We start from the raw sequence: 24,587 nt of genomic DNA on the forward strand, positions 1-24,587 counted from the left end.
ACCCGGGTCGCACCGGCTAATGTCGTCGACTGGCGAGCAGAGGGCGCCACACAGCCGGTCGAGCGGAGGTGCACACCGGTGGACTGTGCCCACCTGGATGAGGCCGTCGCTGCGGCGAGGTCGGGCGATGGCCCTGCCTTCGCGAGGCTCTGGACCGAGCTGTCCCCTCGCGTGGCGGCCTACCTGCGGGCGCACGGGGTCGCCGAGGCAGATGACGTCACGAGCGAGGTGTTCCTGGCCGTCTTCCGCCAGATGGCCGGGTTCGAGGGTGGGGGAGACGCGTTCCGCGCGCTGGTCTTCACGGTGGCCCACCGCAGACAGGTCGACTGGCACCGGCAACGCGGACGGCGCGGCCTGTGGCTGCCGCTCGAGGAGGCAGGACCCGACCCGGTCGTGGAGTCGGCCGAGAGCACGGCCCTCGGGGTGCTGTCGACCGAGGGGGTGCTGGAGGTGCTGGCCACCCTGACGCCCGACCAGCGCGCCGTGCTGGCGCTGCGCGTGGTGGCCGACCTCAGCCTCGAGGAGACCGCTGCGGTCCTCGGCAAGGACGTCGGCTCGGTGAAGTCGCTCCAGCACCGGGCGCTCGCCCGGCTGCGCCGAGAAATCTCGCCCAAGCCGTATCCCCGGGACGTCCTCGCGCGATTGAAGCCTCGACATGCCTGAGCTCGAAGACCCCAGCACCCGCGGACTGCACCTGCCGTCCGGCGACCCTGCGGCGCCTGCCGTCGAGTCACTGCGCGCCATGGCAGCCGGGGGACCGGTCCAGCCCAGCGCCGAGCTGGTCAGCTTCTTCGACGATCCCGTCGCAGGGGCCTCGGGCGCCGACACCCAGCCGAGGAGCGATCTCGTGAACGTAGTCCGCCTTCCCATCCGGCGCGCCGGCCGAGTCGCCGTCGCTGTCGGAGCAGCCCTGGCCCTGGCCGCGCTGGGCGGCGTGGCGGTGGCCGCCACCGGAGGCACTCCGGACCGCGCGCCGGCCAACGTCAAGCAGGACGACCCGAGCGACACCTCCTCGACCTCGGAGGCGCCGGAGACCGAGGCCCCGGAGACGTCTGAACCTGCCGAGGCCGACGACCAGGACGAGCAGGGCGACGACGACACCCAGGAGTCGGTCGAGGCCACCCACACGGCCAACCCGACGGCCTCGGCCAACCACCACGACGGCAAGGGAGCCGACGACGAGCACGCCGACGTCAACGGCGGCGGCACGGTCGACCACCGTGCGGAGCACTCGCCGACTGCGCACCCCACCGGTCGCGGCGACTCCTCGCACGACCAGGGCGATGGCGCCCCGAAGGCGCCCAAGACCAAGAGCGAAGGCGGCAAGCAGGGCCACTGAGCCCCACCTGACTGCGGCGGCTGCCCCTGCTCCCACTCCCCCGGCGGGGCAGCCGCCGCGACCCCAACGCCATGGCAGGGCGATGGCGTTAGGGTCGGCGGCGTGGAGTGTCTCTTCTGCCGGATCATCGATGGTGCTCTGCCGTCGTCGGTGGTGCTCGACGAGCCGTTCACGCTCGGTTTCCTCGACACCCGACCGGTGTTCAAGGGGCACGTCCTCCTCGTGCCGAAGATCCACGTCGACACCCTCGTCGACCTGCCGGCCGAGCTGCTGCCGGTGCTGATGGGCGCGGCCCAACGCGTCGCCGGGGCCGTGGTGACGGGTCTGGCCGCGCAGGGATCGTTCGTGGCCGTGAACAACGTCGTGTCCCAGTCGGTGCCGCACCTGCACGTGCACGTGGTCCCGCGCACCAAGGGTGACGGTCTGCGGGGCTTCTTCTGGCCGCGCACCAAGTACGCCTCCGAGGACGAGGCCGGGGAGTATGCCGCGCGCCTGGCTGCCGCCCTGCCGGCGCCCCCCGCCTGACCTGCACCCTCGCCCATCGGCAGTCTTCGAGGGAGCTGACGGGTCAGGGTCCGCCGGATCCCTCAAGGACTCGCGGTCCGGGTGTCGGAGGGGCGTGGCAGGATCGCCGGCGTGCGCAGCCACCTGGTCACGTCGTCACCGCTCGGTGACCTGACCCTCGTCGCTGAGGACGGGGCCCTCACCGCCTGCCTCATGTCGGTGCCCGACGCCAGCCGGTCCGGCACCGCCGCGTCCGACGACACCCTGGGCGCACCGGCCGACGAGGGGGCGGTCGACCCGGCGCTGACCGAGGCGGCGACCCAGCTCGCCGAGTACTTCGCGGGGGAGCGCACCGACTTCACCGTGCCGCTCGCCCCTGCGGGTGACGAGTTCCAGCTCAAGGTGTGGGGGTTGCTGCGCGAGATCCCCTACGGCGAGACGCGCAGCTACGGCCAGCTGGCCCGCACCCTCGGCGACGTCAACCTCAGCCAGGCGGTCGGGTGGGCCAACGGGCGCAACCCGATCAGCATCATCGTGCCCTGCCACCGGGTGATCGGTGCCGACGGGACCCTCGTCGGCTACGCGGGCGGGCTCGACCGCAAGCGGTTCCTCCTCGCTCTGGAGGAGCCGCCCGCCGAGGAGGCGCACCGCCTCTTCTGACGGCGGCCGCCGAGATCCCAGCTCTCGGCACTTCGGGCGGCTCAGCGGCGCGGGAGCTGGGGTCTCGGTGCGTGGAGGGGGCGAGGCGTGGGGCTGGTGTGACGGATGGGGCTGATGGGCGTTTGGTGGTCGGCCGTTCGTCTCGCACTGGGACCAACCCGCCGTGGCGACCGCAGCCCACCGGCGAGGATCTGCCGCGGAGGGAGGAGCCGGATGCGGATGCACCACACGGGTGCGGCAGTGCTCGCCGCAGCGAGCGTGCTGCTCAGCGCCTCGACCTCGCCCCACCTCGGCCCGGTGTCTGGCACACCAGCGCCCGAGCCGTCCCGGACAGCCCTGGGCACGGCCGTCCCCGACCGCGTCTCGTTCGACGACCTCGCCCCGGCGCAGACCACCTCCCTCGACGGCTCGGCGGTGTCGCCGACGACGCAGGTGGGTCCCCGCAAGCCATCGCGCCCACCCCGGGGTGGCGCGCACGGGAGCTGGCCCGCTGCCGGCACCCCCCAGGCCGTCCTGGCGTCGGCCTACCGGAAGGCGGTCGCCAAGGCGCCGAAGGGGTGCCACCTGCGGATCGAGCAGCTCGCCGCGATCGGCCAGGTGGAGTCCGGCTCGATCGGCGGTCGGTCGGTGACGAGCGGACACCGCGTGACACCAGCGATCTACGGTCCGCTGCTGGACGGTGGACCTTTTGCGGTGATCCACGACAGCGACGGGGGCAGCTACGACGGCGACGGCCGCTACGACCGGGCGATGGGGCCGCTGCAGTTCCTCCCCGGCACCTGGCGCTGGGCGGGTCGGGACGGGGACGGCGACGGTCGCCGTGACCCGCAGAACGTGTTCGACGCGGCGCTCGCGACTGCGGGCTACCTCTGCCTGGGCGGGCGCGACCTGTCCCGCGATGCTGACCTGCGTTCGGCCGTGTTGTCCTACAACCAGTCCGACGAGTACCACTCGGCGGTCGTCGAGTGGGTCTCCTACTTTCGCCAGCACGGCCTCGCAGCGCTGACCACGGTGGCCTTCCGGGTCGGCTCGGGTGGTCGGGCCAGCGACCTCCCGGTGCCGGAGGACGACCGTGCCAAGGAGAAGGACGAGGAGAAGGACACCGAGAAGGCGGCCCCCGCCACGAAGCCCCCCAGGGAGCAGTCCGCGACCAGCACCGCGCCAGCGGCCGCGCCGTCCAGTGCGCCGACACCCTCCGTGCCACCGCCGCCGACGACGGTCCCGCCCACCCAACCGGCCCCGCAGCCCAGCACCCCGGCGCCGGCGACCACCACGCCGCCGGCGGCTCCCACCACTCCACCGGACCCCGAGCCGTCCCCCTCGGCCGAGGGCGACCACCTGCTGGGACGGTGACGTGATGCGCGTCGCACTTCGGGCACGGGGGTGCGCAGGCGGCATACCGGTGGGTCTAGCGTCGTTGACGAAGGTGACTGCTGGTCCGCACGGCAGACGTCAGCGAGGACGGCGCCCCGAGCCGGGGTAGCCGTCCTCCGTGTTTCACAGGAGAGTGGTGGAATGACCGCACAGCAGGTGCCCACGACCACGACGCGCCACCGGGTGGTGGTGATCGGTTCCGGGTTCGGCGGGCTGTTCGGCACGCAGGCGCTCAAGCGCGCCGACGTCGACGTCACGCTGATCGCCAAGACGACGCACCACCTCTTCCAGCCACTGCTCTACCAGGTGGCGACCGGCATCCTCTCGGAGGGCGAGATCGCGCCGGCGACCCGTGAAGTCCTTGCGCGGCAACGAAATGCGCGAGTCCTGCTGGGCAACGTCACCCACATCGACCTGGCTGCCAGGACGGTCACCTCGCGCGTCCTCGACCGCGACACCGTCACCCCCTACGACACCCTGCTGGTCGCGGCCGGCGCCGGCCAGTCCTACTTCGGCAACGACCAGTTCGCGCAGTTCGCCCCCGGCATGAAGTCGATCGACGACGCGCTCGAGCTGCGCGGCCGGATCTTCGGCTCGTTCGAGTGGGCCGAGCTGGCCAGCACACCCAAGGAGATCGAGCGGCTGATGACCTTCGTCGTCGTCGGCGCTGGGCCCACTGGTGTCGAGATGGCCGGCCAGATCGCCGAGCTCTCGCGCCGGACCCTGCGCAGGGACTTCCGCAACATCGACACCAGTCGCGCCCGCATCGTCCTGCTCGACGCGGCGCCCACGGTGCTCGCCGCGTTCGGTGACCAGCTCGGCGCCAAGGCGGCGAAGCGGCTGGCCGAGATCGGCGTCGAGGTGCAGCTGGGCGCGAAGGTCACCGGGGTCGACGCCACCGGCATCGACGTCGAGGACTCCGACGGCTCGCACCGCCGCATCGAGTCGGTCTGCAAGGTCTGGGCGGCCGGCGTGCAGGCGTCCGAGCTGGGCGCGCAGCTGGCCGAGCAGTCGGGTGCCGGGATCGACCGCGCCGGCCGGGTCGCCGTCAACGACGACCTCACGCTGCCGGGTCACCCCGAGGTGTTCGTGGTGGGCGACATGGCCTCGCTCAAGGGCTACCCGGGGGTCGCCCAGGTCGCCATCCAGGGCTCGCGCTATGCCGCCGACCAGATCAAGCGGCGCCTGGCCGGCAAGGAGCCGAAGGGCCCGTTCGTGTACCACGACAAGGGCTCGATGGCGACGATCTCGCGGTTCAGCGCGGTGGCCTCGATCGGCCGGCTGCGGTTCACCGGGTTCGTGGCGTGGCTGCTGTGGCTGGCCGTGCACCTCGTCTACATCATCGGGTTCAAGCACCGGCTCACCACCTTGTTGCACTGGGCGGTCAGCTTCCTGGGACGCGGTCGCTCGGAGCGCACCGTCACCGAGCAGCAGGTGTTCGCGCGCACCGCGATCGAACAGCTCGGCTCGGGCTACGCGCCGTCTCTGCCGCGCGTCGCGTCCGACAAGAAGGCACCCACGCTGTCGGTGGCGCAGGCCCGCGAGGAGGGCAGTCGCGCCCTCTGAACCGGCGACTCGCCTAGGGTGGCGCCATGCCGCTGGACTACCCGATCCACCAGACGACGCTGCCCAACGGGTTGCGCGTCGTGGTGTCGCCCGACTCGTCCGTCCCGACCGTCACGGTCAACATCTGGGTCAACGTCGGGTCCCGGCACGAGGTCGTCGGACGCACCGGCTTCGCGCACCTCTTCGAGCACCTGATGTTCCAGGGGTCTCGGCACATCGCCAGCGGTGAGCACTTCACCCGGCTGATGGCCGAGGGGGGGCGGCTCAACGCGACGACCTGGTTCGACCGCACCAACTACTTCGAGACCGTCCCGAAGGGCGCCTACGAGCTGGCGCTCTGGATGGAGGCCGATCGGCACGGGCATCTCCTCGACGCCGTGACCCAGGAGAACCTCGACAACCAGCGCGACGTGGTCAAGGAGGAGAAGCGCCAGCGCTACGACAACGTCCCCTATGGCAACGCCCTCATCGAGGTGTATGCCGCGGTGTTCCCGCCCGGCCACCCCTACCACCACCCGACGATCGGGTCGATGGAGGACCTCGACGCCGCGAGCCTGGCGGACGTGCACGACTTCTTCCGCCGCTACTACGGTCCCGGAAACAGCGTGCTCACCCTGGTCGGCGACCTCACCCCCGAAGAGGGGTTCGCGGCTGCGGAGCGCTACTTCGGCCACCTCCCTGCGACCACCGAGCCGGCCCGGCCGCCCGTTCCAGCGCTCGAGCCGCTCGATGCCCCCGTGCGCGTGGACCGGCCGGGCAACGTGCCGAACGACCGGCTGCATTTGGCCTTCCGGCTCCCGGTGGACAACACGGTCGAGTTCTTCGCGGCGGGCCTGGCGATCGACGTCCTGGGGGGCCTCTCCACCTCGCGCCTCGTGCAGCGGTTGGTGCGGCGCGAGCAGGCCGCGAACGCCGTGCAGGCGCACGCGATGGGCTTCGTCGACGGCGTCTCCCTCGGCTTCTTCGTGGTCGACGTCGCCGACGGGCAGGACCCCGAGGTCCTGGAGGCAGCGGTGCTCGAGGAGCTCGAGCGGTTCGCGGCCGAGGGGCCGACCGAGGTGGAGCTCGAGTCCGCCATGGCGCAGTCCGAGCGGTCCTGGCTCTCCGCCCTGGCCGGGCAGGAGGAGCGGGCCGACCTCATCAGCCAGCACGTCCTGCTCCACGACGACGACCAGTTCGTCAACACCTTCCTCGACCGGATCGGCGAGGTCGGGGCCGACGACGTGCGGGCCGCTGCCGCGCGCTGGCTGCGGCCGGAGAGTCGGGCGGTCGTGCGGCACCTGACCGTCCGCGACGAGGAGGAGGTGGCATGAGCGACGTGCAGCAGGACGCCCGGACGTTCGACGACGGGACACCGCCGGAGCCCGTCGTGCAGCCGCCGGCCGCGTGGCAGTTCGCCACGCCCGCGCGGCACACGCTGTCCAACGGGATCGAGCTGCTGGCCTACGACATCCCCGGGCAGTACGTCATCTCGGTCCGCACGGTGCTGCCGTTCCCGCTGTCGGTCGAGCCGCGCGACGTGGAGGGTGTCGCCACCCTGATGGCCCGACTCCTCGACGAGGGGACCGCCGAACACACTCCCGAGGAGTTCGCGGAGCTGTTGGAGCGCAAGGGGATTGCGCTCGGCGCGTCGGTCACCGACGGCGGCCTCGGCGTCGACCTCGACGTGCCGAAACGTCGCCTTCCCGAAGCCCTGGACCTCCTGCGCCAGGCTCTGGCCGAGCCGGTCTTCCCCGAGGCGGAGGTCGAGCGTCACCGCAGGACCCGCCTCGCCCAGATCGAGCAGGAGCGCGCCCTGGCCCCACAGCGTGCCGCGATCGAGTTCATCGCCACGCACTTCGACGCCGCCGACCGTGCCTCCCGACCGACTGGAGGCAGCGCCGCGAGCATCTCGGCACTGACCCGCCAGCACGTCGTCGACTTCCACGCGCAGCGAGTCGGCCCGACCGGCATGACCGCCGTCATCGCGGGTGACCTCTCCGGGCTCGAGGTCGGCGCGCTCGCGGAGCAGTCGCTGGGGTCGTGGGTGAGCCAGACTCACGAGGCAGCGCCGTCGGCGACCGCCCCCACCCGGGCGGCGGACGCCGCGCGGGTGGTGATCGTGGACCGCCCCGGTTCGGTGCAGAGCGAGCTGCTGGTGGGCTGGACCGGACCGGACCGGCACACCGAAGCCGGCTGGGCGGCATACCCGGTGCTGGGTTTCGTGATGGGCGGCTCACCCAACGCACGGGTGGATGCTGTGCTGCGCGAGGAGAAGGGCTACACCTACGGAATCCGCTCGGTGTTCCGGCCCCGCCGCGTCGGGGGCCTGTTCCTGACCTCCGGCTCGGTGCGCGCCGACGCGACCGTGGAGTCGGTGCGCCTGCTGCTCGAGCTGCTCGAGTCCGGTCGCGACGGGTTCAGCGCCGAGGAGGTGCGTGCCGGGGTCGACTTCATCAGCAAGACCGCACCAGGGCGGTTCGCCACCGCCGATGCGGTCGCCGACGAGGCGGTCACGATGGCCCTCGACGGGCTCACCACCGACTTCACCAGCCGCACCCTCGAGGCGATGCGGCAGCTCGACGAGGAGCGGCTCGCCGCGGCCTACCGCGAGTGGGTGCAGGGGGAGTGGACCGTGGTGGTGGTCGGCGACGCCAGCACGTGTGCCGAGGGCGTGCGGGCGCTGGGCGTCGGGGAGGTCACCGTCGTCCCCTCCTGAGGCGCTGTCGCCCCGGCGGGGTTCAGGCGCGCGCGTCGGTGCCGATGCGGTCGAGCACCTCGTCGTGCAGCAGACCGTTGGTGGCCAGTGCGTTGCCGCCCCACGGGCCGTCCCGGCCGGCGAGGGAGGTGAACCGGCCACCGGCCTCGGTGACGATCGGCACCAGGGCCGCCATGTCGTAGACGGCGAGCTCGGGCTCGGCGGCGATGTCGACGGCGCCCTCGGCCACGAGCATGTAGGACCAGAAGTCACCGAACGCCCGGCTGCGCCAGCAGTCGTCGGTGAGCTGGAGGAACTCGGCGTGGCGGTCGAGGTTGTGCCAGCCCTTCAGGCTGGAGTAGGAGATGGACGCGTCGGCGACGTCGGAGACCTTGGACACCGAGATTCGCTTGGCTGCTGCCAGGCTGCGACCCGACCACGCCCCGGAACCCGTGGCCGCCCACCAGCGACGGCCCAGTGCCGGCGCGGCCACCAGGCCCAGCACCGGCATGTCGTCGTCGACCAGCGAGATCAGGGTGGCCCAAGCGGGGACCCCGCGGACGAAGTTGTGGGTGCCGTCGATCGGGTCGATGACCCAGCGTCGCGGCCCGCGACCGGTCGTCTCGAACTCCTCGCCCTCGACGGCGTCACGCGGGCGCGTGCGCTTGAGCTGCGCGCGGACCAGCTCCTCGGCGGCCTTGTCGGCGTCGCTGACCAGGCTGAGGTCGGGCTTGGACTCCACGACGAGGTCCTCGGCCCGGTACCGGGACATCGTGATCCGCTCGACCGCGTCGGCCAGGACATGGGCAAGGCGCAGGTCGTCGTCGTAGGGCACCTGCCCACGCTAGCCCGTCAGGAGCTGGCGACGGTGGACCCCGGTCCCATGGTGGGGTGCGCGGCGGATCGGACATCGGTCGTAGGGCGTAGGGGGTCAAACATCTCGAAACCATCACAAAGAGCACTCCGGCCGAAGATCTGCTCTCAACTCGGTGGCGGGACGATCACGTTTTTGTCTCGGCTTGGCCCAGAGCGTCGCCTTTACTCCTCCCTTGCCCTTTCATGGGTGCCACAACACGAACGCCCTGTGCGTTACAGGGCTGCGCTCCACTCGGTGCACGGCCCGGACCGACCGCCCATCACTCTGGGCGGCAGACCCTAAGTAGGAGGACGTCAATGCGAGGAACTACTCGCACGGTGGCCATGCTTGCTGGGATCACCTCCGTTGCGCTGCTTGCTGCAGCCTGCGGTGGCGGTAACAGCAGCGATGACCCCAGCTCCAGCGCCGCTGGCAAGACCGGCGGGGCTGTCACGGTCCGCGGGTGCAACCCCCAGAACCCGCTTGTCCCGGGCAACACGAACGAGACCTGCGGCGGCAACGTGCTCGACGCGATCTCGGCCAAGCTCGTGCACTACAACCCGGAGACGGCGGCTCCCGAGAACGACATCGCCGACAAGATCGAGACCACGGACAACCAGAACTTCACCGTGACCCTGAAGAAGGGTTACATGTTCCAGGACGGCACCGAGGTCAAGGCGAAGAACTTCGTCGACGCATGGAACTGGGTTGCCGCAGGTGAGAACGCCGCGCTCGGCAGCTACTTCTTCGACCCGATCGAGGGCTACGCCGACACGCAGTGCACCGGTGACGGTGACGACCCGTGTGCAGGCGCCGGCAAGGCGAAGACCAACAAGCTGACCGGTCTGGCCGTCAAGGACGACTACACGTTCACCATCAAGACGACCGCCAAGGTCTCCAACCTCCCCGTGCGCCTCGGCTACACCGCCTTCGCGCCCGTCCCGGACTCGTTCTTCGCGGACCCCAAGGCCTTCGGTGAGAAGCCGATCGGCGCCGGCCCGTTCAAGTTCGACAGCTGGACCAAGAACACCGAGATCAAGCTGAGCAAGTTCGCTGACTACAAGGGCAAGTTCGGCGGCAAGCTCGACAACATCACGTTCAAGATCTACCAGGACGACGACGCCGCCTACAACGACGTCATCGCCAACCAGCTCGACGTGATCGACACGATCCCGTCGTCGGCGCTCATCGATGACAAGTACAAGACCGACCTCCCGGACCGCAACCTGTCCAAGGCCGTCGGTGTCATCCAGGCCATCAACTTCCCGCCCGCGAAGACTGACCCGAACTACTCGGACGTCAAGGTTCGCCAGGCGATCTCCATGGCCATCGACCGCCCGACCATCGTCAAGCAGATCTTCAACGGCACCCGTGAGCCCGCCACCGGCTGGGTCTCCCCGGTCGTCGACGGCTACAAGGCCGACGCCTGTGGCGAGTCCTGTGTCTTCGACGCTGCCAAGGCCAAGGCCAAGCTCGACGAGGCCGGCGGCTTCAAGGGCGGCAAGATGACGATCTCCTACAACGCCGATGCCTCTCACAAGGCATGGGTCGAGGCGACCTGCAACTCGATCAAGACCGCTCTCGGTGTTGACTGTGTCGCGACCCCGGTCGTCGACTTCGCCACCTTCCGCGCCCAGATCACGGACCGCAAGATGAAGGGCATGTTCCGCGCCGGATGGCAGATGGACTACCCGTCCATCGAGAACTTCCTCGCCCCGATCTACGGCACCGGTGCGGGCTCGAACGACAGCGACTACAGCAGCGCCCAGTTCGACCAGCTCCTCAAGGAGGGTGCGGCCGCCAAGGACGGCGCCGCGGCCAACGAGAAGTACCAGGAGGCCGAGAAGGTGCTCGCCAGCGACATGGCGTCCATCCCGATGTGGTACTCGACCGCTCAGTTCGGCTGGTCCAACAAGGTCACCGGCGTCAAGGTCACCGCGTTCGGCACCATCGACTTCTCCAGCCTGGCGCTGAAGTAAGTCACCCCCGGGTGCCCCACCTCCGTGGTGGGGCACCCGTGGCAGCGTCGTCGGCCTGCCGGCCCAGTGCCGGCAGGCCGACGGCCTGTCCACGGTCAGTCGAGGTGTCAGTCGAGGGGTTACCCCCGCCTCCTGACACCCGCACCATCCATACGACTATGTTGTGAGAAGCACACGGGCGTGCAGGATCGCCCTTGCACACGGCTAGTCCAGCCACGCCGCCCGGGAGCACCCCACCCGGTGGCGTCAGATCAAGGGAGGTGACGTGTACAAGTACATCCTTCGGAGACTCCTCCAGATGATCCCGGTGCTGCTTGGGTCCACGTTCATTATCTTTGCCATGGTTTTCGCACTGCCCGGTGATCCCACGGCAGGCATGTGTGGCGAGCGGGGTTGTTCCCCGGCCTTCGCCGCCAAGTTCCGGCTCGAGCACAACCTCAACGACCCGCTGCCGACGCGCTACGCCAAGTACATGGGCAACCTCGTCCAGGGCGACCTCGGCACCACGTTCCGCGGCGTCGCCGTCTCCGACGAGCTCGAGCAGCGCTACCCGACCACCGCGAAGCTGGCCGGCATGGCCATCATCTTCGAGACCATCATCGGGGTCATCGCCGGTGTGCTGGCCGGCATACGCAAGGGCAAGTTCATGGACAACCTCGTCCTCGTGAGCACCCTGTTCGTCATCGCCATCCCCGTCTTCGTCATCGGCGCGACGCTGCAGTACTACCTCGGCGTCCGAGCGAAGCTGTTCCCGGTCACGGTGTCACCGGAGGCGACGTTCTACGAGCTGCTGCTCCCGGCCTTCGTGCTGGGTAGCGCCTCGATCGCGTACGTCGCCCGGCTGACCCGCACCAACCTCGTCGAGAACCTGCGGGCGGACTACCTGCGCACCGCCATCGCCAAGGGCCTGACCCGGCAGCGGGCGATCGGCCTGCACGCCCTGCGCAACTCCCTGATCCCGGTCGTGACGTTCATCGGCGCCGACTTCGGTGGGCTCCTCGGCGGTGCGATCGTGACCGAGCGCATCTTCAACATCCAGGGCGTCGGTGGCTACCTGTTCACCGGCATCCGCAACCGCGACGGTGTGTCCGTCGTCGGCACGGTGACCGTCCTGGTGCTGGTGTTCCTGCTCGTCAACCTGCTCGTCGACCTGTTGTACGGCGTGCTCGACCCGAGGATCAGCCATGACTGAGGCATCGACCATTGCCGTTGGCGCCGAGACCAGCGCCCCCGCACCCGGACAGGACGAGGCCCGCTCGCTGTCGTCCGACGCCTGGCGGTCGCTGAAGAAGAACCCGATCTTCTGGTTCTCCGCGGTCCTGATCGTCGTGTTCGTGCTGATGGCTGCGTTGCCGTCGCTGTTCACCAACGTCGACCCCAACGCCGCGATCCTCAAGGAGGCCCGTGCCAAGCCGAGCGGCGACGCGTGGTTCGGCCGGGACATCCAGGGCTACGACATCTACTCGCGCACCATCTACGGTGCCCGGGCGTCGATCCTGGTGGGTGTGTTCGCCTCGATCGCGACGGTCCTCATCGGTGGAGCCCTCGGCGTCATCGCGGGCTACTACGGCGGCTGGCTCGACGCGGTGGTCTCGCGCATCACGGACATCTTCTTCGCGATCCCGCTGCTGCTGGGCGGCATCCTGTTCATGGCGACGTTCCCCAACGACGTCAACTCGCCCTACCTGCTCGTCGTGGGCAAGGTCGTGCTGGTGCTCTCGATCTTCGGCTGGCCGGGCCTGGCCCGGTTGATGCGGTCGAGCGTGCTCCAGGTGAAGCCGAACGACTACGTCCAGGCAGCTCGGGCGCTCGGGGCGTCGCCGTGGCGGATCATCCGCGCCCACGTCCTCCCGAACGCGCTGGCGCCGATGATCGTCGTGGCGACCATCAACCTGGGTGTGTTCATCTCGGTGGAGGCCACCTTGAGCTTCCTCGGGATCGGGCTCACGCCGCCGGCCGTGTCGTGGGGTGTGGCCATCTCCGACGCGATCGTGGCGCTGCGCACGACCCCGCACATCCTGCTGTTCCCCAGCCTCTTCCTGAGCCTGGCGGTGCTGGCCTTCATCATGCTCGGCGACGCCGTGCGCGATGCCTTCGACCCGAAGTCGCGCTGAGGCGGGAGAGACACGACAGATGACCACAACCACTGAGTCCACGCCGAAGTCCGCGAAGTCCGCGGGCGGCCCGGCATACCAGCCCAAGGACGGCCTGCTGCTCGAGGTGGAGAACCTCCACGTCGAGTTCCACACCCCTGACGGGGTGGCCAAGGCGATCAACGGCGTCAACTTCGACCTCTACGAGGGCCAGACCCTGGCCATCCTCGGCGAGTCCGGGTCGGGCAAGTCCGTGACCGCGCAGGCGATCATGGGCATCCTCGACATGCCACCGGCAGTCATCCCGCAGGGCCAGATCCGCTACTGCGGCCAGGACCTGCTGACGATGCCGGACGAGCAGCGGCGCAAGACCCGCGGCCCGGAGATCTCGATGGTCTTCCAGGACGCGCTGTCGTCGCTGAACCCGGTCTTCCCGGTCGGCTGGCAGATCGCCGAGATGTTCCGGGTGCACCGCGGCGTGAACAAGTCCGACGCCCTCGAGCGTGCGGTCAAGCTCATGCAGCGCGTGCAGATCCCGGCCGCCAAGGAGCGGGTGAAGGCCTACCCGCACCAGTTCTCCGGCGGCATGCGCCAGCGCATCATGATCGCGATGGCGATCGCGCTCGACCCGGCGGTCCTGATCGCCGACGAGCCGACCACCGCCCTGGACGTGACCGTCCAGGCGCAGATCATGGCCCTGCTCCAGGAGCTGCAGGAGGAGCGCCAGATGGGGCTCATCCTGATCACCCACGACCTCGGCGTGGTCGCCGACGTCGCCGACAAGATCGCGGTCATGTACGCCGGCCGGATCGTCGAGCGGGCCGACGTGTTCGACCTCTACCGCCAGCCGGGGCACCCCTACACCAAGGGTCTGCTCGAGTCGATCCCGCGCCTGGACCAGAAGGGTCAGCAGCTCGCCGCCATCGGTGGCCTGCCGCCGAACCTGATGCGCATCCCGGCCGGATGCGCGTTCAACCCCAGGTGCAAGTACGCCCAGGACGTGTGCCGCGAGGACCGTCCTGCCCTGCTCGAGGTCGCTCCCGGCCGCGAGAGCGCCTGCCACTTCGCCGAGGAGGTCCTCCATGGCTGAGGCCATTCTGACCGCCACCGACCTGGTCAAGTACTACCCGATCAAGGGAGGTGTGCTGCGTCGCACCGTCGGTCAGGTCAAGGCCGTCGACGGCGTCAGCTTCGAGCTCCTCAAGGGCGAGACGCTGGGCATCGTCGGTGAGTCCGGGTGTGGCAAGTCCACGCTCGGCCGCCTCCTGATGCGTCTGGAGGAGCCCACCTCGGGCAGCGTGGTCTTCGACGGCGTCGACATGTACGCGCAGAAGGGTCGCGCGATGCGCAAGCTGCGTCGCGACATCCAGATCGTGTTCCAGGACCCCTACACCTCGCTCAACCCGCGCAAGACGGTCGGCGACATCATCGGGGAGCCCTTCGACATCCACCCTGACGTGGTGCCGAAGAAGGGACGCCGCAAGGCCGTGCAGGACCTGCTCGACCTCGTGGGTCTCAACCCGGAGCACATCAACCGCTACCCCCACCAGTTCTCCGGTGGTCAGCGGCAGCGCATCGGCATCGCCCGGGGCATCGCGCTCAACCCGAAGGTGCTGATCTGCGACGAGCCGGTCTCCGCGCTCGACGTGTCGGTCCAGGCGCAGGTGGTCAACCTGATGGAGAAGCTGCAGGACGAGCTCGGCCTGTCCTACATCTTCATCGCGCACGACCTGTCCGTGGTCCGCCACATCTCCGACCGCGTCGGCGTCATGTACCTCGGCAAGATGGCAGAGCTGGGGGAGGAGGACGACATCTACGGTCGTCCCACCCACCCCTACACCCAGGCCCTGCTGTCCGCCGTCCCGGTGCCTGACCCGACCCTGCGCGACAAGCGCGAGCAGATCGTCCTCAAGGGCGATGTGCCCTCGCCGGCCAACCCGCCCTCGGGGTGCCGCTTCCACACCCGGTGCTGGAAGGCGCAGGACAAGTGCAAGACCGACCTCCCACTGCTCGAGATGCGCCCCGACGGCGCCGGTGAGCACCTGTCGGCCTGCCACTTCGCGGCACCGCGGGAGATCATCGAGACGATCGACCTCACCGAGGTCGACCCGACCGCGCAGACCGCGGGCGCCTGACCGGCCGCATCCTGCCGCACCGACGGTGCCGTCCTCCTTTGGGAGGGCGGCACCGTCGTGTGTACGGCTGCCCCGCCTATGGGCGGGACGGCAGCCGCCGGTTGAGCGAGAAGATCCGCCCGAGGAGCGGCATGAGCACGATGTTCAGCCCGTGCAGGATGCCGATGATGAGGAGTATGCCGCCGAGCCGGCCCAGCTCGAAGGTCACCTGCTCGGCGGTGACCCTGCCGGAGATCGAGTTCTTCCACTCCACCTGCGGCGCCACGTGGACGCTGAAGAGGATGTAGGCGGCGAAGATCAGGTAGTACACGATGTCCGTGAGGACGATGTAGCTCTTGCCGGTGAGCGGGTTGTCGTGGAACACGTCCGCGGCATACGCGCGACCGAAGCGCTTGATGAACGGGCCGAGCCACAGGGCGATGGCCAGCAGGGCGAGGTTGGTGCCCACCTCGAGGATCCACCAGGGCATGAGCAGTCCTTTCGCATTTCTCGGTGTGAGTACCAGCACGGCGCCCACGACGAGGGCGCTGCCGACCAGCCAGCAGGCGCCCACGCGCGCGAGGCGGCGACGCCGGGACCGGTCATCGTCGATCGAGGCGACCACCCGGGCGAAGAGGTCAGGTGACGGCTCGGCGCGGGTGCCCTCGGTGACGAGGGCTTCGTGCAGCCGTTCCTCGAGGGTGCTCATCGCTTCTCCTCCAAGCTCGTCGCGAGGGCCCGCATGCCCCGCTGGACGTGGGTCTTGACCGAGTTGGTCGAGATGCCGAGGGTGGTCGCGACCTCCTCGACGGACAGGTCGAGGTAGTAGCGCAGGACCAGGCAGTCGCGCTGCCGGCGGGGCAGCCCCCGCAGCGCGGCCACCACTTCGGACCGCGACTCGCGGGCCGCGGCGGTCTCCTCCGCGGACGGTTCGTCGACGACGGCAGGCGGGCGGTGGCGCAGCGAGACGAGGCCGCGGCGGTTGTGGTCCCGGGCGAGGTTGACGACGATCGACCGCAGGTAGGCGGCGGCGCGCTCCGGGTCGCGGATGCGGTGGGCGTTGCGCGACAAGCGGATGAACGCCTCCTGCACGAGGTCCTCCGCGGCGGTGCGGTCCTCGACGAAGAACCTCGCGAGCGAGACGAGGCGGGTCGCCTCCGCGGCGAAGAGGTCGACGACCAGGGCGTCGGCGGCCGGTGCCGCCAACGCCTCGCGCGCTCCACTGCCCAGTACGCCCACGGACTCCATCACCTCGACAGACGAGTGAGCAGAGCCGTTGGGTGACAACGAATCTCGGGGATTCTCGGTGTCACCCGCGGGGCCGTCGTGTCGCGTCGGTGAGGTGTCAGCACCACTGCTCACAGGGCAAGGAGAGCACCATGCAACACATCCAGTCCACACCTCTATGGCGCAGGTCAGCCACCGCCGCGGCGGCTGCGGCCGCCGTGGTGGTCGTCGCGGCGGTCGCTCCCGCCGTTGCCGGGGCGGCCTTCAACTTCAACGACGACCTGCGCGACTTCGCCCCGGCCGCCGCGGGGCCGTTCGACCATGCGCGGGCCAAGCTCACTATGGTCGGCGGGGCCGGCACCAAGGCCGTCTTCGTGGTGCACGGGGTGGACCCCGCGGTGGCCGGCCAGACCTTCGGCGCGCACCTGCACCTGGGGCCATGCGTGGCCGGCAACGGTGCTGCCGCCCTGGGGCACTACAACCACTCGACCACACCCCGTGTCGTCAACGACCAGACCGAGATCTGGCTCGACATCACGGTGAACGGCGGCGGCAACGCGCAGAGCTCGGCACGGGTCGACTGGACCCCCGACGCGGGGATGCGCTCGGTGGTCATCCACGCGAAGCCGACCGCCGCCGACGGCACCGCCGGGGACCGACTCGCGTGCCTGCCCGTGGAGTGGTGATGACGACCTCCCGGCACGCGGTGCTCCGCGCCGCCCTCACCGGCTTCGGCCTGGGGGCGGCGTGGGGAGTGCTCGCGAGGGCGTGGATGCGCATGGTCAGCACCGAGCCGGAGTTCAGCTGGTCGGGGAGCATCGCCATCGTCCTGGTCGCGGCCGTCTTCGGCACGGGGGTGGGGGTGGCCACGGCGGCCCGCCGGCAGCGGGGTCGGCGGCGCTGGCTGCGGCTCGCGATCCTGCCGGGAATGGTCATGTTCCTCGGGCAGGGGTTGCCGCTGCTGCCCGCCCTGGTGGTCGCAGGCCCCCTGGTCGGGCGACGGAGCCGGCTGGCGAAGGCGGTCGCGGCGCTCGCGGTCGTCGGCCCGGGGGTGCTGTTCTGGTGGACCGAGCGGCTCGACGAGGTGCACATGCTCTCCACGCCATGGCACGTGCGGGTGGGCTTCCTCGGGGGCATGCCGCTCATCTCGGCGGCCCTCGCCTGGGCCGGGCACCTGGCCTGGGGGCCGCTGCCGCGCCCGACGGCGGAGACCGAGCCGGAGACCGAGCCGGTGTCCGAGCCGGTGTCCGACTCAGTCGGCGGCTTCGCCGGACCGCGCCCGCAGGAGGCGGCGCAGGGACTCCAGTCGTGAGCTGCCGGCTGGGCCCGCCCGACCGGAGGCCACCCAGGCATCGAGGGCGCACTCCTCCTCGTCGTGGGTGCACCCGCGCGGGCACTCGGCCGTACCGGGCTCGAGGTCGGGGAAGTGCTGGATGATGCGGTCGAGGTCGACGTGGGCCAGCCCGAACGACCGCACCCCTGGGGTGTCGATCACCCACCCACTGCGGTCGGGCAGCCGGAGGGCGACGGCCGAGCTCGAGGTGTGCCGCCCCCGGCCGGTGTAGTCGTTGACCACGCCCGTGGCTCGCTGGGCGTCCGGGACCAGTCCGTTGACGAGGGTCGACTTGCCGACGCCGGAGTGGCCGATGAACACGCTGATGCGGTCGACCAGCTGCTCCTGCAGGGCCTCGAGCCCTTCGAAGCCGGACTCGCCGGTGGCGGTCACCACGCTGCGGACGTCGAGGGGCGCATAGCTGGCCAGGAAGGCGTCGGCGTCCGCCAGGTCGGCCTTGGTGAGCACCAGCAGGGGGTCGAGGCCCGCGTCGTAGGCAGCGACGAGGCAGCGGTCGATCATGCGGGGACGGGGTTCGGGGTTGGCCAGCGCCGAGACGATGACGAGCTGGTCGGCGTTCGCGACGATCACCCGCTCGACCGGGTCGGTGTCGTCGGCGGTGCGGCGCAGCACCGAGCGCCGCTCGGTGAGCCGGACGATCCTCGCGAGACCGTCGGGGCCGCCGGACGTGTCACCGACGAGGTCGACCTCGTCGCCCACGACGATGCCCTTGCGGCCCAGCTCACGGGCCTTCATGGCGGTGACGGTGCGCTCGGGCCACGGCTTCCCGCGCTCGTCCCTGCCTCCGGCGCCCTTGGCGACCAGCACGGTGTAGCGGCCGCGGTCGACACCGATGACGAATCCCGGAACGGCGTCCTCATGGGCCGGGCGGTCCTTGGACCGCGGCCGCGAACCGCGACGGCTCGGCCGGATGCGGACGTCGCTCTCGTCGTAGTCCGAGGCCCGGCGGATCACGGTCGGCCACCACCGGGGTCAACGACGCAGTGCCACAGGTCGACGAACTCGGGCAGCGTCTTGGCGACCGTGCCGGGATCCTCGACGACGAGTCCCGGGACCCGGAGGCCCAGGACTGCCCCGGCCATGACCATCCGGTGGTCGGCGTAGGTGTGGAACCGACGGCCGGTGAGCGTGCCGGGCGCGATGCGCAGTCCGTCGTCGGTCTCGGTCACCGCGGCCCCGCACGCCCCGAGCTCGGTGGCGAGGGCGGCGAGCCGGTCGGTCTCGTGGCCCCTGATGTGCGCCACCCCACGGATGACGCTGGGCGAGTCGGCGAGGGCGGCCAGGGCCGCGACCACCGGGGTCAGCTCGCTGGCGTCGTGCAGGTCGACGTCGATGCCCCCGACCTCGCCGGTGCCGCGAACGGTCAGCCCCTCGCGGGACAGCGTCACGTCGGCGCCCATGGCGTCGAGGATGTCGCGGATCGCGTCGCCGGCCTGGGTGGTGTGCTGCGGCCAGCCCGGCACCGTGACCCGGCCGCCGGCCACGAGCGCCACGGCGAGGAACGGCGCGGCGTTGGACAGGTCCGGCTCGACCTGCACGTCGAGGCCGTTGACCTCAGAGGGCTCGACCCGCCAGGTGTTCGCGGCACCGTCGTCGACGATGGCTCCCGCGTCACGCAGGGTCTCGACGGTCATCTCGAGGTGCGGTTCGGACGGCACCGGCTTGCCGACGTGATGGATCGTCACACCCTGGTCGTACCGCGGCCCGGCCAGCAGGAGGGCCGAGACGAACTGCGACGAGGACGACGCGTCGAGCGTGACCGCACCACCCGGCATGCTCCCTGTGCCCTGCACGGTGAAGGGGAGCGTGCCACGCCCCTCGTCGGCGACGTCGGCGCCCAGCACGCGCAGCGCGTCGAGCACCGGGCCCATCGGCCGGACGCGCGCCTGGGGGTCGCCGTCGAAGGTGACCCGGCCGCGGGCCAGGGCCGCCACCGGTGGCAGGAAGCGCATCACGGTGCCGGCCAGGCCGCAGTCGATGGTGGCCCCGCGGTCGAGGGTGGCGGGGGTGACGATCCAGTCCGGCGCGAGGGCGCCGTGCGCGGTGGCGTCCTCCACCCCGGCGCCGAGCTCCCGCAGCGCCTGCGCCATGAGCAGGGTGTCGCGGGACCGCAGCGGCCGGCGCACCCGGGACGGACCGTTGGCGAGCGCGGCGAGGACGAGGAAGCGGTTGGTGAGGGACTTGCTGCCCGGCAGGGCGACGTCGGCGTCGACCGCGCGTGCGGCAGTCGGGGTGGACCAGTCGGCCACTGCCGGGTGAGCTGGGTCAGGTGAGGGCATCGTGCGCCTGGGATGCCGCCAGCTTGGCCTCACGACGGGCAGCATGGGCGGCGTGCTTCGCCTCCCGCTTGGCCCGCTTGGCGCCGCGCTTCGCAGAGCTGCCGGCCAGGCCGGCGCGGTAGGCCAGCCCGGGCTTGCCCTCGGTGTCGACGCTGGCGAGCAGGAGGCCACCGAGCAGGCCGAGGTTCTTGAGGAACCCGATCCGCTGGGTGCGCTTGGTGGCCGGGTCGGTCTCCGCCCAGAACGGGTGCCCGACGTAGGTGGTCGGCACGAGCGCACCGGCCAGGGCCAGCGAGGCCAGCCGCGGCACGCGGCCGGTGGCGAGCAGGGCGCCGCCGGCGACCATCGTGGCCCCGTTGGCGCGGACGAGCAGCTCCGGGTCGTCGGGCAGGCCCAGGGGAGCGAGCTGCTCGGCGAGGGGCGCCACCTTCGGGGTCAGCGCGGACGGGTGGCGCAGCTGTTCGAGGCCCTGCACGACGAAGATCGCGGCGAGCATCGGCCGGGCCACACGGCGGACGAGGGTCATGGTCACTCCTGGGAGGGTGTCTGGAGGCTGCGGTCGGGTGGTTCGGACGTCGCCTCCCTGTCTACCGTATTGGCCGGTCAGCGTCGCTGCGTACCCTGTCCACCATGTGCGGCCGATACGCAGCCACGGCGAACCCCGACGAGCTCGTCGAGGAGTTCGAGGTCGAGCAGGACCGGACGGCCGACCCGGCGCGCAGCATCCTCAAGAACCCGCAGTCGCCGCCCGCGGGCACGCCCGACTACAACCTGGCCCCGAGCAAGCAGGCGCCGGTGGTCCTGTCGCGCACCCCGCGCGACACCGAGGAGGGGTATGCCGGGGAGCCGGCGCCCGTGCGGCAGCTGCGGTTGCTCACGTGGGGCCTGGTGCCGAGCTGGGCCAAGGACGTCAAGATCGGCATGCGGATGATCAACGCGCGGGCGGAGTCGGTCCTGGAGAAGGGCTCGTTCGCCAGGGCCGCCGCCTCCAGACGCTGCCTGGTGCCGGCCCGGGGGTGGTACGAGTGGCAGAAGTCCCCCGTGAGCAAGGATGCCAAGGGCAACCCGCGCAAGCAGCCGTTCTTCATGCACCGCGCCGACGGCGACATCGTGGCCTTCGCGGGTCTCTACGAGTTCTGGCGGGACCGCGAGATCGCCGACCAGGACGACCCCGAGGCGTGGCTGACGACGTTCACGATCATCACGACCGACGCGGAGCCCGGGCTCGACCGGATCCACGACCGCCAGCCGCTCGTCCTCGAGCGCGACGACTGGACGACCTGGCTCGACCCGACGATGAGTGACCCCGCCGAGGTGGGCCGGCTCCTCGCGTTCTCCTCACCGGGCCGCTTCGAGGCGCACCCGGTCGGCACGGCGGTCTCGTCCAACCGCAGCAACGGCCCCCAGCTGGTCGAGCCTGCGGGCATCGACGAGCTCGACGGCGTCGTCGACCCCATGACCGGAGAGATCATCGGGGGAGCGCACGACGTCGCCACCGGCCCCGAGACGGCCGGGGGTCCGAACCCCGCATGAGCGCGCGACTGGTTGAGGTGCAGACCCCCTTGGGACCGGCACGGGTGCACCTGACCCGTCCGCCGCGCGCCGTCGGCTCGGTCGTGCTGACCCACGGCGCCGGCGGCAGCATCCGGGCCGGCGACGTCATGGCGGTCGCCAGCGGCCTGGTGGCCGCGGGATGGGCAGTGGCCCTGGTCGAGCAGGCCTGGGTGGTCGCGGGCCGGAAGATGCCACCACCCGCCGCGACCCAGGACCCGGCCTGGCTCCCGGTCGTTGCCGCCGTGGCGTCGGGTCGCGGCGCGCTGCCTCGACCGCTGGTGGTCGGTGGCAAGAGCAACGGTGCGCGGGTCGCGTTCCGCACCGCCCACGAGGTGGGGGCCGACGCGGCGCTCGCCCTGGCGTTCCCCCTCCACCCGCCGGGCAAGCCGCAGCTGTCACGTGCCGACGAGCTGCGCGCACCGGTGCCACACGGCATACCGCTGCACGTGGTGCAGGGGGAGAGGGACCCGTTCGGCACCCCTGACGAGGTGCGCGCAGAGCTGCCCGACCCGTCGTGGGTGTCGGTGGTGAAGGGCGGTCACGGCTTCACCCGTCGACCCGACGACCTGGTGGCAGCGGCGGTGGCCTTCGCCGGCTCGCTGCCCTAGGGGACGCCGGGCTAGAGGGCGCCGCCGGCCGCGGCCGGGGCGGAGGCGTCGTTGCCGCCGTCGCCGACGGCCTCGCGAGCGAGGTGGTCCTCGATCTGGAACCAGTCCTCGCCGGCGCGCTGGGCGATGCTGAGCAGGGTGTTCATCGAGGCGACCTCCTCCACCTGCTCCTTGAGGAACCACAGCATGAACTGCTCGCCGAGCACGTCACCCTCGGTGCGGGCCGCGCGGAACAGCGCCTCGATCTGGGTGGTGACCGTCTTCTCCTGCTCGAGGGCCAGTGCGATCGGCTCGTGCGGCTTGCCGAACGAGCCGCGCACGTCGTCCACGCCCGGCACCTCGACCGGCCAGTCCCGGTCGAGCATGTACTGGATCATCATCATCGCGTGGTTGCGCTCCTCGACGCTCTGAGCGTAGAAGTGCGCCGCCAGCCGGGGGAGGTCGTGGTCGTCGAACCACACCGCGATGGCGACGTACTGCTGGCTCGCCGTGAACTCGTGGCGGACCTGCTCGGCGAGCAGCTGGACGAAGGACGGTTCCGAGGCGCGCGACATACCGGAACCGTAGCGCCTGGGAATGCCGGTGGAAGGCACCCCGTTGGACAGTGCGGTGGCCGTCGTCGCGGTCGCCCAGACCAGCTGTACTGCCCGATGCACCACAGGAGCCCGTTCGTGCCCGTCATGACCGCACCGCCCTCGCGCGGCGCCGCGCTCACCGCCCCGGTGGCACTGGGCCTGTCCGCCACCACCGACAACCCGGCCACCGCCGAAGCGGGGCTAGGCTGGAGGGCAATGACTGAGACACCCGCCACCGACATCATCGTCGACGAGGCCACCCCCGACGCCACGGTCGACGTGGCCAGCGAGACACCCGCCGAGCGCCAGGCGCGCTTCGAGCGCGAGGCGATGCCCCTGCTCGACCAGCTCTACTCCGCGGCGCTGCGCACTGCGCGCAACCCCGCGGACGCCGAGGACCTGCTCCAGGAGACCTACACGAAGGCGTTCGCCGCCTTCCACCAGTACCGTCCCGGCACCAACTTCAAGGCGTGGATGTACCGCATCCTCACCAACACCTACATCAACAGCTACCGCAAGAAGCAGCGCGAGCCGCTGCAGTCCGACGCCGCGGAGATCGAGGACTACCAGCTCGCCCGCGCCGAGTCGCACAGCTCGAGCGGGCTGCGCTCGGCCGAGACCGAGGCGCTCGACCACCTCCCCGACACCGAGGTGAAGCGGGCGCTGCAGGAGCTGCCCGAGGACTTCCGGATGGCGGTCTACCTCGCTGACGTCGAGGGCTTCGCCTACAAGGAGATCGCCGAGATCATGGAGACTCCGATCGGCACGGTCATGTCGCGGTTGCACCGCGGTCGCCGTCAGCTGCGGGAGCTGCTGACCGAGTATGCCGCCGAGCGCGGCTTCGCCACCCAGGGAGCGGACTCATGAGCTGCGAAGAGATGGGACCGGGAGAGGCTGCCGGGTCGGATTGCTCGGAGGTCCTGCACCGGGTCTACGAGTACCTCGATGGCGAGATGACGACGGCCGACACCGTCAAGATCAAGCAGCATCTCGAAGCCTGCGGCCCCTGCCTCCACCAGTACGACCTCGACCAGGCGCTGAAGGCGCTGGTCAAGCGGTCCTGCGCCTGCGAGGAGGCGCCGGTGGAGCTGCGGACCTCGATCATGGCCCGCATCACGACGATCAGGTACGAGATCTCCGAGTAGGCCGGTGCGGCGCCCCTCACGAGGCGCGGACGCGAGACGGGGCGGCTGGATCCAGTGGATCCGGCCGCCCCGTCTCGTGCGTAGTGGCGCTGGCTCAGGCGTTGGGCTTGCGGCCGTGGTTGGCCGCGTTGCCCTTGCGCGAGCGACGCTTGCGGGCGCGCTTGCTCATGGGAGTCACTCCGTACGTGGTGGTTTGGCGCGAATCCGCACCGGTGCCGGGCGATTGTCTCACAGCTGGCGGGGAGCGACATCTCACACGGCGTTAATTTAACTTTGTTCGTTCAAATCCCATCCAAAGGGCCGAAGTCGGCCCCGAGAAGGTGGGATGCCTTGTTCAAGGTTTGGCAAAGAACAGGCAAGGAGGAGCCCAAGGCTGCAGGTTGAGCGGCATCATAGTCCTGTCGACGACCCGCACCCCTGGCGGTTAGCGACAACTGATGGTCTGAAGTAGCCGAACGGACGAGTCGGACCTCAGACAGAAGGAGCATCTGCCATGAAGGCGATCACCACCATCTTCGAGTCCATGCTCGGCAAGGACGACTCCCTCGTCTGGACCCCGGCCGACGGTCCCACCAAGGCATTCGCGGACTCCGGTTGGGAGTGGCGTCTCGGCGAGGCCGAGCGTGGCTGGGAATGGCGTGCCTGACCCTTCCCTGAGCTGGCCGTCCGGCCGCTAGGTTGCC

Annotated in this window: 28 protein-coding genes; 20 read left to right on the plus strand and 8 right to left on the minus strand. The window is 70.6% G+C overall.

What is annotated here, in order from left to right; all coding sequences use genetic code 11:
- Positions 1-78 precede the first annotated feature (78 nt).
- The 8 genes from BLQ34_RS00980 (at position 79) to BLQ34_RS01015 (ending at position 8,141) form a co-directional block, all read left to right on the plus strand.
- Positions 79-663, plus strand: a complete 585-nt coding sequence (locus BLQ34_RS00980; RefSeq protein ID WP_157692841.1) for an RNA polymerase sigma factor — start codon at positions 79-81, stop codon at positions 661-663.
- On the plus strand, positions 656-1,339 hold the full coding sequence (locus tag BLQ34_RS00985; protein ID WP_091780295.1) for a hypothetical protein: 684 nt from the start codon (positions 656-658) through the stop codon (positions 1,337-1,339). Before BLQ34_RS00980 ends, BLQ34_RS00985 begins: the two co-directional genes overlap by 8 nt.
- Before the next feature lie 102 nt (positions 1,340-1,441).
- Positions 1,442-1,864, plus strand: coding sequence for an HIT family protein (locus BLQ34_RS00990; RefSeq protein WP_091780296.1), 423 nt, complete (start codon positions 1,442-1,444; stop codon positions 1,862-1,864).
- Positions 1,865-1,975: 111 nt separating this feature from the next.
- On the plus strand, positions 1,976-2,503 hold the full coding sequence (locus BLQ34_RS00995; RefSeq protein ID WP_091789016.1) for a methylated-DNA--[protein]-cysteine S-methyltransferase: 528 nt from the start codon (positions 1,976-1,978) through the stop codon (positions 2,501-2,503).
- 219 nt (positions 2,504-2,722) lie between these two features.
- Positions 2,723-3,856: a lytic murein transglycosylase gene (locus BLQ34_RS01000; protein ID WP_172829331.1), complete on the plus strand. Its 1,134-nt coding sequence runs from the start codon at positions 2,723-2,725 to the stop codon at positions 3,854-3,856.
- A 162-nt stretch (positions 3,857-4,018) separates the two neighbouring features.
- Entirely contained in the window at positions 4,019-5,443 is a 1,425-nt protein-coding gene (locus tag BLQ34_RS01005; RefSeq protein WP_091780302.1) for an NAD(P)/FAD-dependent oxidoreductase, read from the plus strand.
- A gap of 26 nt (positions 5,444-5,469) precedes the next feature.
- Entirely contained in the window at positions 5,470-6,756 is a 1,287-nt protein-coding gene (locus BLQ34_RS01010; protein WP_091780304.1) for a M16 family metallopeptidase, read from the plus strand.
- Entirely contained in the window at positions 6,753-8,141 is a 1,389-nt protein-coding gene (locus tag BLQ34_RS01015) for a M16 family metallopeptidase (RefSeq protein WP_091780306.1), read from the plus strand. The genes BLQ34_RS01010 and BLQ34_RS01015 overlap by 4 nt, the downstream gene beginning before the upstream one ends.
- Before the next feature lie 22 nt (positions 8,142-8,163).
- On the opposite strand, the gene hisN is transcribed toward BLQ34_RS01015, so the two are convergent.
- Complete coding sequence (gene hisN, locus BLQ34_RS01020; protein ID WP_091780308.1) at positions 8,164-8,955, minus strand: histidinol-phosphatase; 792 nt, start codon at positions 8,953-8,955, stop codon at positions 8,164-8,166.
- A 338-nt stretch (positions 8,956-9,293) separates the two neighbouring features.
- On the opposite strand from hisN, the gene BLQ34_RS01025 reads away from it, so the two are divergent.
- From BLQ34_RS01025 to BLQ34_RS01045, 5 genes are all read left to right on the plus strand, one after another.
- Positions 9,294-10,955: a peptide ABC transporter substrate-binding protein gene (locus tag BLQ34_RS01025; RefSeq protein WP_091780311.1), complete on the plus strand. Its 1,662-nt coding sequence runs from the start codon at positions 9,294-9,296 to the stop codon at positions 10,953-10,955.
- A 265-nt stretch (positions 10,956-11,220) separates the two neighbouring features.
- Positions 11,221-12,147, plus strand: coding sequence for an ABC transporter permease (locus BLQ34_RS01030; protein WP_091780314.1), 927 nt, complete (start codon positions 11,221-11,223; stop codon positions 12,145-12,147).
- Entirely contained in the window at positions 12,140-13,069 is a 930-nt protein-coding gene (locus BLQ34_RS01035) for an ABC transporter permease (protein WP_091780318.1), read from the plus strand. The genes BLQ34_RS01030 and BLQ34_RS01035 overlap by 8 nt, the downstream gene beginning before the upstream one ends.
- Before the next feature lie 19 nt (positions 13,070-13,088).
- The gene (locus tag BLQ34_RS01040) at positions 13,089-14,138 is read left to right on the plus strand and encodes an ABC transporter ATP-binding protein (RefSeq protein ID WP_091780321.1); all 1,050 of its coding nucleotides are present in this window, start codon (positions 13,089-13,091) and stop codon (positions 14,136-14,138) included.
- Positions 14,131-15,183: an ABC transporter ATP-binding protein gene (locus tag BLQ34_RS01045; protein WP_091780326.1), complete on the plus strand. Its 1,053-nt coding sequence runs from the start codon at positions 14,131-14,133 to the stop codon at positions 15,181-15,183. The genes BLQ34_RS01040 and BLQ34_RS01045 overlap by 8 nt, the downstream gene beginning before the upstream one ends.
- Before the next feature lie 76 nt (positions 15,184-15,259).
- Here BLQ34_RS01045 and BLQ34_RS01050 read toward each other — a convergent pair whose 3' ends face one another.
- Positions 15,260-15,871 carry a hypothetical protein gene (locus BLQ34_RS01050; protein ID WP_091780329.1) on the minus strand — a complete coding sequence of 204 codons (612 nt, stop codon included), beginning with the start codon at positions 15,869-15,871 and terminating at the stop codon, positions 15,260-15,262.
- Entirely contained in the window at positions 15,868-16,410 is a 543-nt protein-coding gene (locus BLQ34_RS01055; RefSeq protein WP_091780332.1) for an RNA polymerase sigma factor, read from the minus strand. The genes BLQ34_RS01050 and BLQ34_RS01055 overlap by 4 nt, the downstream gene beginning before the upstream one ends.
- Before the next feature lie 131 nt (positions 16,411-16,541).
- Between BLQ34_RS01055 and BLQ34_RS01060 the strand changes: the two genes are divergently transcribed.
- Together BLQ34_RS01060 and BLQ34_RS01065 are read left to right on the plus strand one after the other, a co-directional pair.
- On the plus strand, positions 16,542-17,075 hold the full coding sequence (locus tag BLQ34_RS01060) for a hypothetical protein (protein ID WP_157692843.1): 534 nt from the start codon (positions 16,542-16,544) through the stop codon (positions 17,073-17,075).
- Entirely contained in the window at positions 17,075-17,701 is a 627-nt protein-coding gene (locus BLQ34_RS01065) for a hypothetical protein (protein ID WP_091780338.1), read from the plus strand. Before BLQ34_RS01060 ends, BLQ34_RS01065 begins: the two co-directional genes overlap by 1 nt.
- Here the strand turns inward: BLQ34_RS01065 and rsgA are convergent.
- The 3 genes from rsgA to BLQ34_RS01080 are packed head-to-tail and all read right to left on the minus strand — an operon-like array spanning position 17,642 to position 20,548.
- Complete coding sequence (rsgA, locus tag BLQ34_RS01070; RefSeq protein ID WP_091780341.1) at positions 17,642-18,697, minus strand: ribosome small subunit-dependent GTPase A; 1,056 nt, start codon at positions 18,695-18,697, stop codon at positions 17,642-17,644. The genes BLQ34_RS01065 and rsgA overlap by 60 nt on opposite strands.
- Complete coding sequence (gene aroA, locus BLQ34_RS01075; protein WP_091780343.1) at positions 18,694-20,022, minus strand: 3-phosphoshikimate 1-carboxyvinyltransferase; 1,329 nt, start codon at positions 20,020-20,022, stop codon at positions 18,694-18,696. Before aroA ends, rsgA begins: the two co-directional genes overlap by 4 nt.
- Entirely contained in the window at positions 20,009-20,548 is a 540-nt protein-coding gene (locus BLQ34_RS01080) for a DoxX family protein (protein ID WP_172829332.1), read from the minus strand. Before BLQ34_RS01080 ends, aroA begins: the two co-directional genes overlap by 14 nt.
- 104 nt (positions 20,549-20,652) lie before the next feature.
- Between BLQ34_RS01080 and BLQ34_RS01085 the strand changes: the two genes are divergently transcribed.
- Together BLQ34_RS01085 and BLQ34_RS01090 are read left to right on the plus strand one after the other, a co-directional pair.
- Positions 20,653-21,555, plus strand: a complete 903-nt coding sequence (locus BLQ34_RS01085; protein WP_091780346.1) for an SOS response-associated peptidase — start codon at positions 20,653-20,655, stop codon at positions 21,553-21,555.
- Positions 21,552-22,184, plus strand: coding sequence for an alpha/beta hydrolase family protein (locus BLQ34_RS01090; RefSeq protein ID WP_091780349.1), 633 nt, complete (start codon positions 21,552-21,554; stop codon positions 22,182-22,184). Before BLQ34_RS01085 ends, BLQ34_RS01090 begins: the two co-directional genes overlap by 4 nt.
- 11 nt (positions 22,185-22,195) lie before the next feature.
- Here the strand turns inward: BLQ34_RS01090 and BLQ34_RS01095 are convergent, their stop codons facing one another.
- Entirely contained in the window at positions 22,196-22,738 is a 543-nt protein-coding gene (locus tag BLQ34_RS01095) for a ferritin (RefSeq protein WP_091780351.1), read from the minus strand.
- A gap of 237 nt (positions 22,739-22,975) precedes the next feature.
- Here BLQ34_RS01095 and BLQ34_RS01100 point away from each other — a divergent pair, with 237 nt between their 5' ends.
- Both BLQ34_RS01100 and rsrA read left to right on the plus strand, forming a co-directional pair.
- Positions 22,976-23,626: a sigma-70 family RNA polymerase sigma factor gene (locus BLQ34_RS01100; RefSeq protein ID WP_091789022.1), complete on the plus strand. Its 651-nt coding sequence runs from the start codon at positions 22,976-22,978 to the stop codon at positions 23,624-23,626.
- Positions 23,623-23,904 (plus strand): mycothiol system anti-sigma-R factor, encoded by a 282-nt coding sequence (gene rsrA, locus BLQ34_RS01105; RefSeq protein ID WP_231961382.1) that lies wholly within the window; start codon positions 23,623-23,625, stop codon positions 23,902-23,904. The genes BLQ34_RS01100 and rsrA overlap by 4 nt, the downstream gene beginning before the upstream one ends.
- Positions 23,905-23,998: 94 nt before the next feature.
- Here the strand turns inward: rsrA and BLQ34_RS19495 are convergent, their stop codons facing one another.
- Positions 23,999-24,073, minus strand: coding sequence for a 50S ribosomal protein bL37 (locus BLQ34_RS19495; RefSeq protein ID WP_369791897.1), 75 nt, complete (start codon positions 24,071-24,073; stop codon positions 23,999-24,001).
- A 324-nt stretch (positions 24,074-24,397) separates the two neighbouring features.
- Between BLQ34_RS19495 and BLQ34_RS18640 the strand changes: the two genes are divergently transcribed.
- Complete coding sequence (locus tag BLQ34_RS18640; RefSeq protein ID WP_157692845.1) at positions 24,398-24,550, plus strand: hypothetical protein; 153 nt, start codon at positions 24,398-24,400, stop codon at positions 24,548-24,550.
- The last annotated feature ends 37 nt before the right edge of the window (positions 24,551-24,587 follow it).

This window comes from Pedococcus dokdonensis (assembly GCF_900104525.1).
Classification (GTDB): Bacteria; Actinomycetota; Actinomycetes; order Actinomycetales; family Dermatophilaceae; genus Pedococcus; species Pedococcus dokdonensis.

Bases quoted from the DNA above. Each gene is read 5' to 3' on its own strand.
- BLQ34_RS01015 (WP_091780306.1), top strand. From the start codon at position 6,753: ATGAGCGACGTGCAGCAGGACGCCCGGACGTTCGACGACGGGACACCG.
- BLQ34_RS01040 (WP_091780321.1), top strand. From the start codon at position 13,089: ATGACCACAACCACTGAGTCCACGCCGAAGTCCGCGAAGTCCGCGGGC.
- BLQ34_RS01045 (WP_091780326.1), top strand. From the start codon at position 14,131: ATGGCTGAGGCCATTCTGACCGCCACCGACCTGGTCAAGTACTACCCG.
- BLQ34_RS01055 (WP_091780332.1), bottom strand. From the start codon at position 16,410: ATGGAGTCCGTGGGCGTACTGGGCAGTGGAGCGCGCGAGGCGTTGGCG.
- BLQ34_RS01065 (WP_091780338.1), top strand. From the start codon at position 17,075: ATGACGACCTCCCGGCACGCGGTGCTCCGCGCCGCCCTCACCGGCTTC.
- BLQ34_RS01090 (WP_091780349.1), top strand. From the start codon at position 21,552: ATGAGCGCGCGACTGGTTGAGGTGCAGACCCCCTTGGGACCGGCACGG.
- BLQ34_RS01010 (WP_091780304.1), top strand. From the start codon at position 5,470: ATGCCGCTGGACTACCCGATCCACCAGACGACGCTGCCCAACGGGTTG.
- BLQ34_RS01050 (WP_091780329.1), bottom strand. From the start codon at position 15,871: ATGAGCACCCTCGAGGAACGGCTGCACGAAGCCCTCGTCACCGAGGGC.
- aroA (WP_091780343.1), bottom strand. From the start codon at position 20,022: ATGCCCTCACCTGACCCAGCTCACCCGGCAGTGGCCGACTGGTCCACC.
- BLQ34_RS01035 (WP_091780318.1), top strand. From the start codon at position 12,140: ATGACTGAGGCATCGACCATTGCCGTTGGCGCCGAGACCAGCGCCCCC.
- BLQ34_RS01100 (WP_091789022.1), top strand. From the start codon at position 22,976: ATGACTGAGACACCCGCCACCGACATCATCGTCGACGAGGCCACCCCC.
- BLQ34_RS01095 (WP_091780351.1), bottom strand. From the start codon at position 22,738: ATGTCGCGCGCCTCGGAACCGTCCTTCGTCCAGCTGCTCGCCGAGCAG.
- BLQ34_RS01005 (WP_091780302.1), top strand. From the start codon at position 4,019: ATGACCGCACAGCAGGTGCCCACGACCACGACGCGCCACCGGGTGGTG.
- BLQ34_RS01000 (WP_172829331.1), top strand. From the start codon at position 2,723: ATGCACCACACGGGTGCGGCAGTGCTCGCCGCAGCGAGCGTGCTGCTC.
- BLQ34_RS01025 (WP_091780311.1), top strand. From the start codon at position 9,294: ATGCGAGGAACTACTCGCACGGTGGCCATGCTTGCTGGGATCACCTCC.
- BLQ34_RS00985 (WP_091780295.1), top strand. From the start codon at position 656: ATGCCTGAGCTCGAAGACCCCAGCACCCGCGGACTGCACCTGCCGTCC.
- rsrA (WP_231961382.1), top strand. From the start codon at position 23,623: ATGAGCTGCGAAGAGATGGGACCGGGAGAGGCTGCCGGGTCGGATTGC.
- BLQ34_RS18640 (WP_157692845.1), top strand. From the start codon at position 24,398: ATGAAGGCGATCACCACCATCTTCGAGTCCATGCTCGGCAAGGACGAC.
- BLQ34_RS01085 (WP_091780346.1), top strand. From the start codon at position 20,653: ATGTGCGGCCGATACGCAGCCACGGCGAACCCCGACGAGCTCGTCGAG.
- BLQ34_RS01080 (WP_172829332.1), bottom strand. From the start codon at position 20,548: ATGACCCTCGTCCGCCGTGTGGCCCGGCCGATGCTCGCCGCGATCTTC.
- BLQ34_RS01060 (WP_157692843.1), top strand. From the start codon at position 16,542: ATGCAACACATCCAGTCCACACCTCTATGGCGCAGGTCAGCCACCGCC.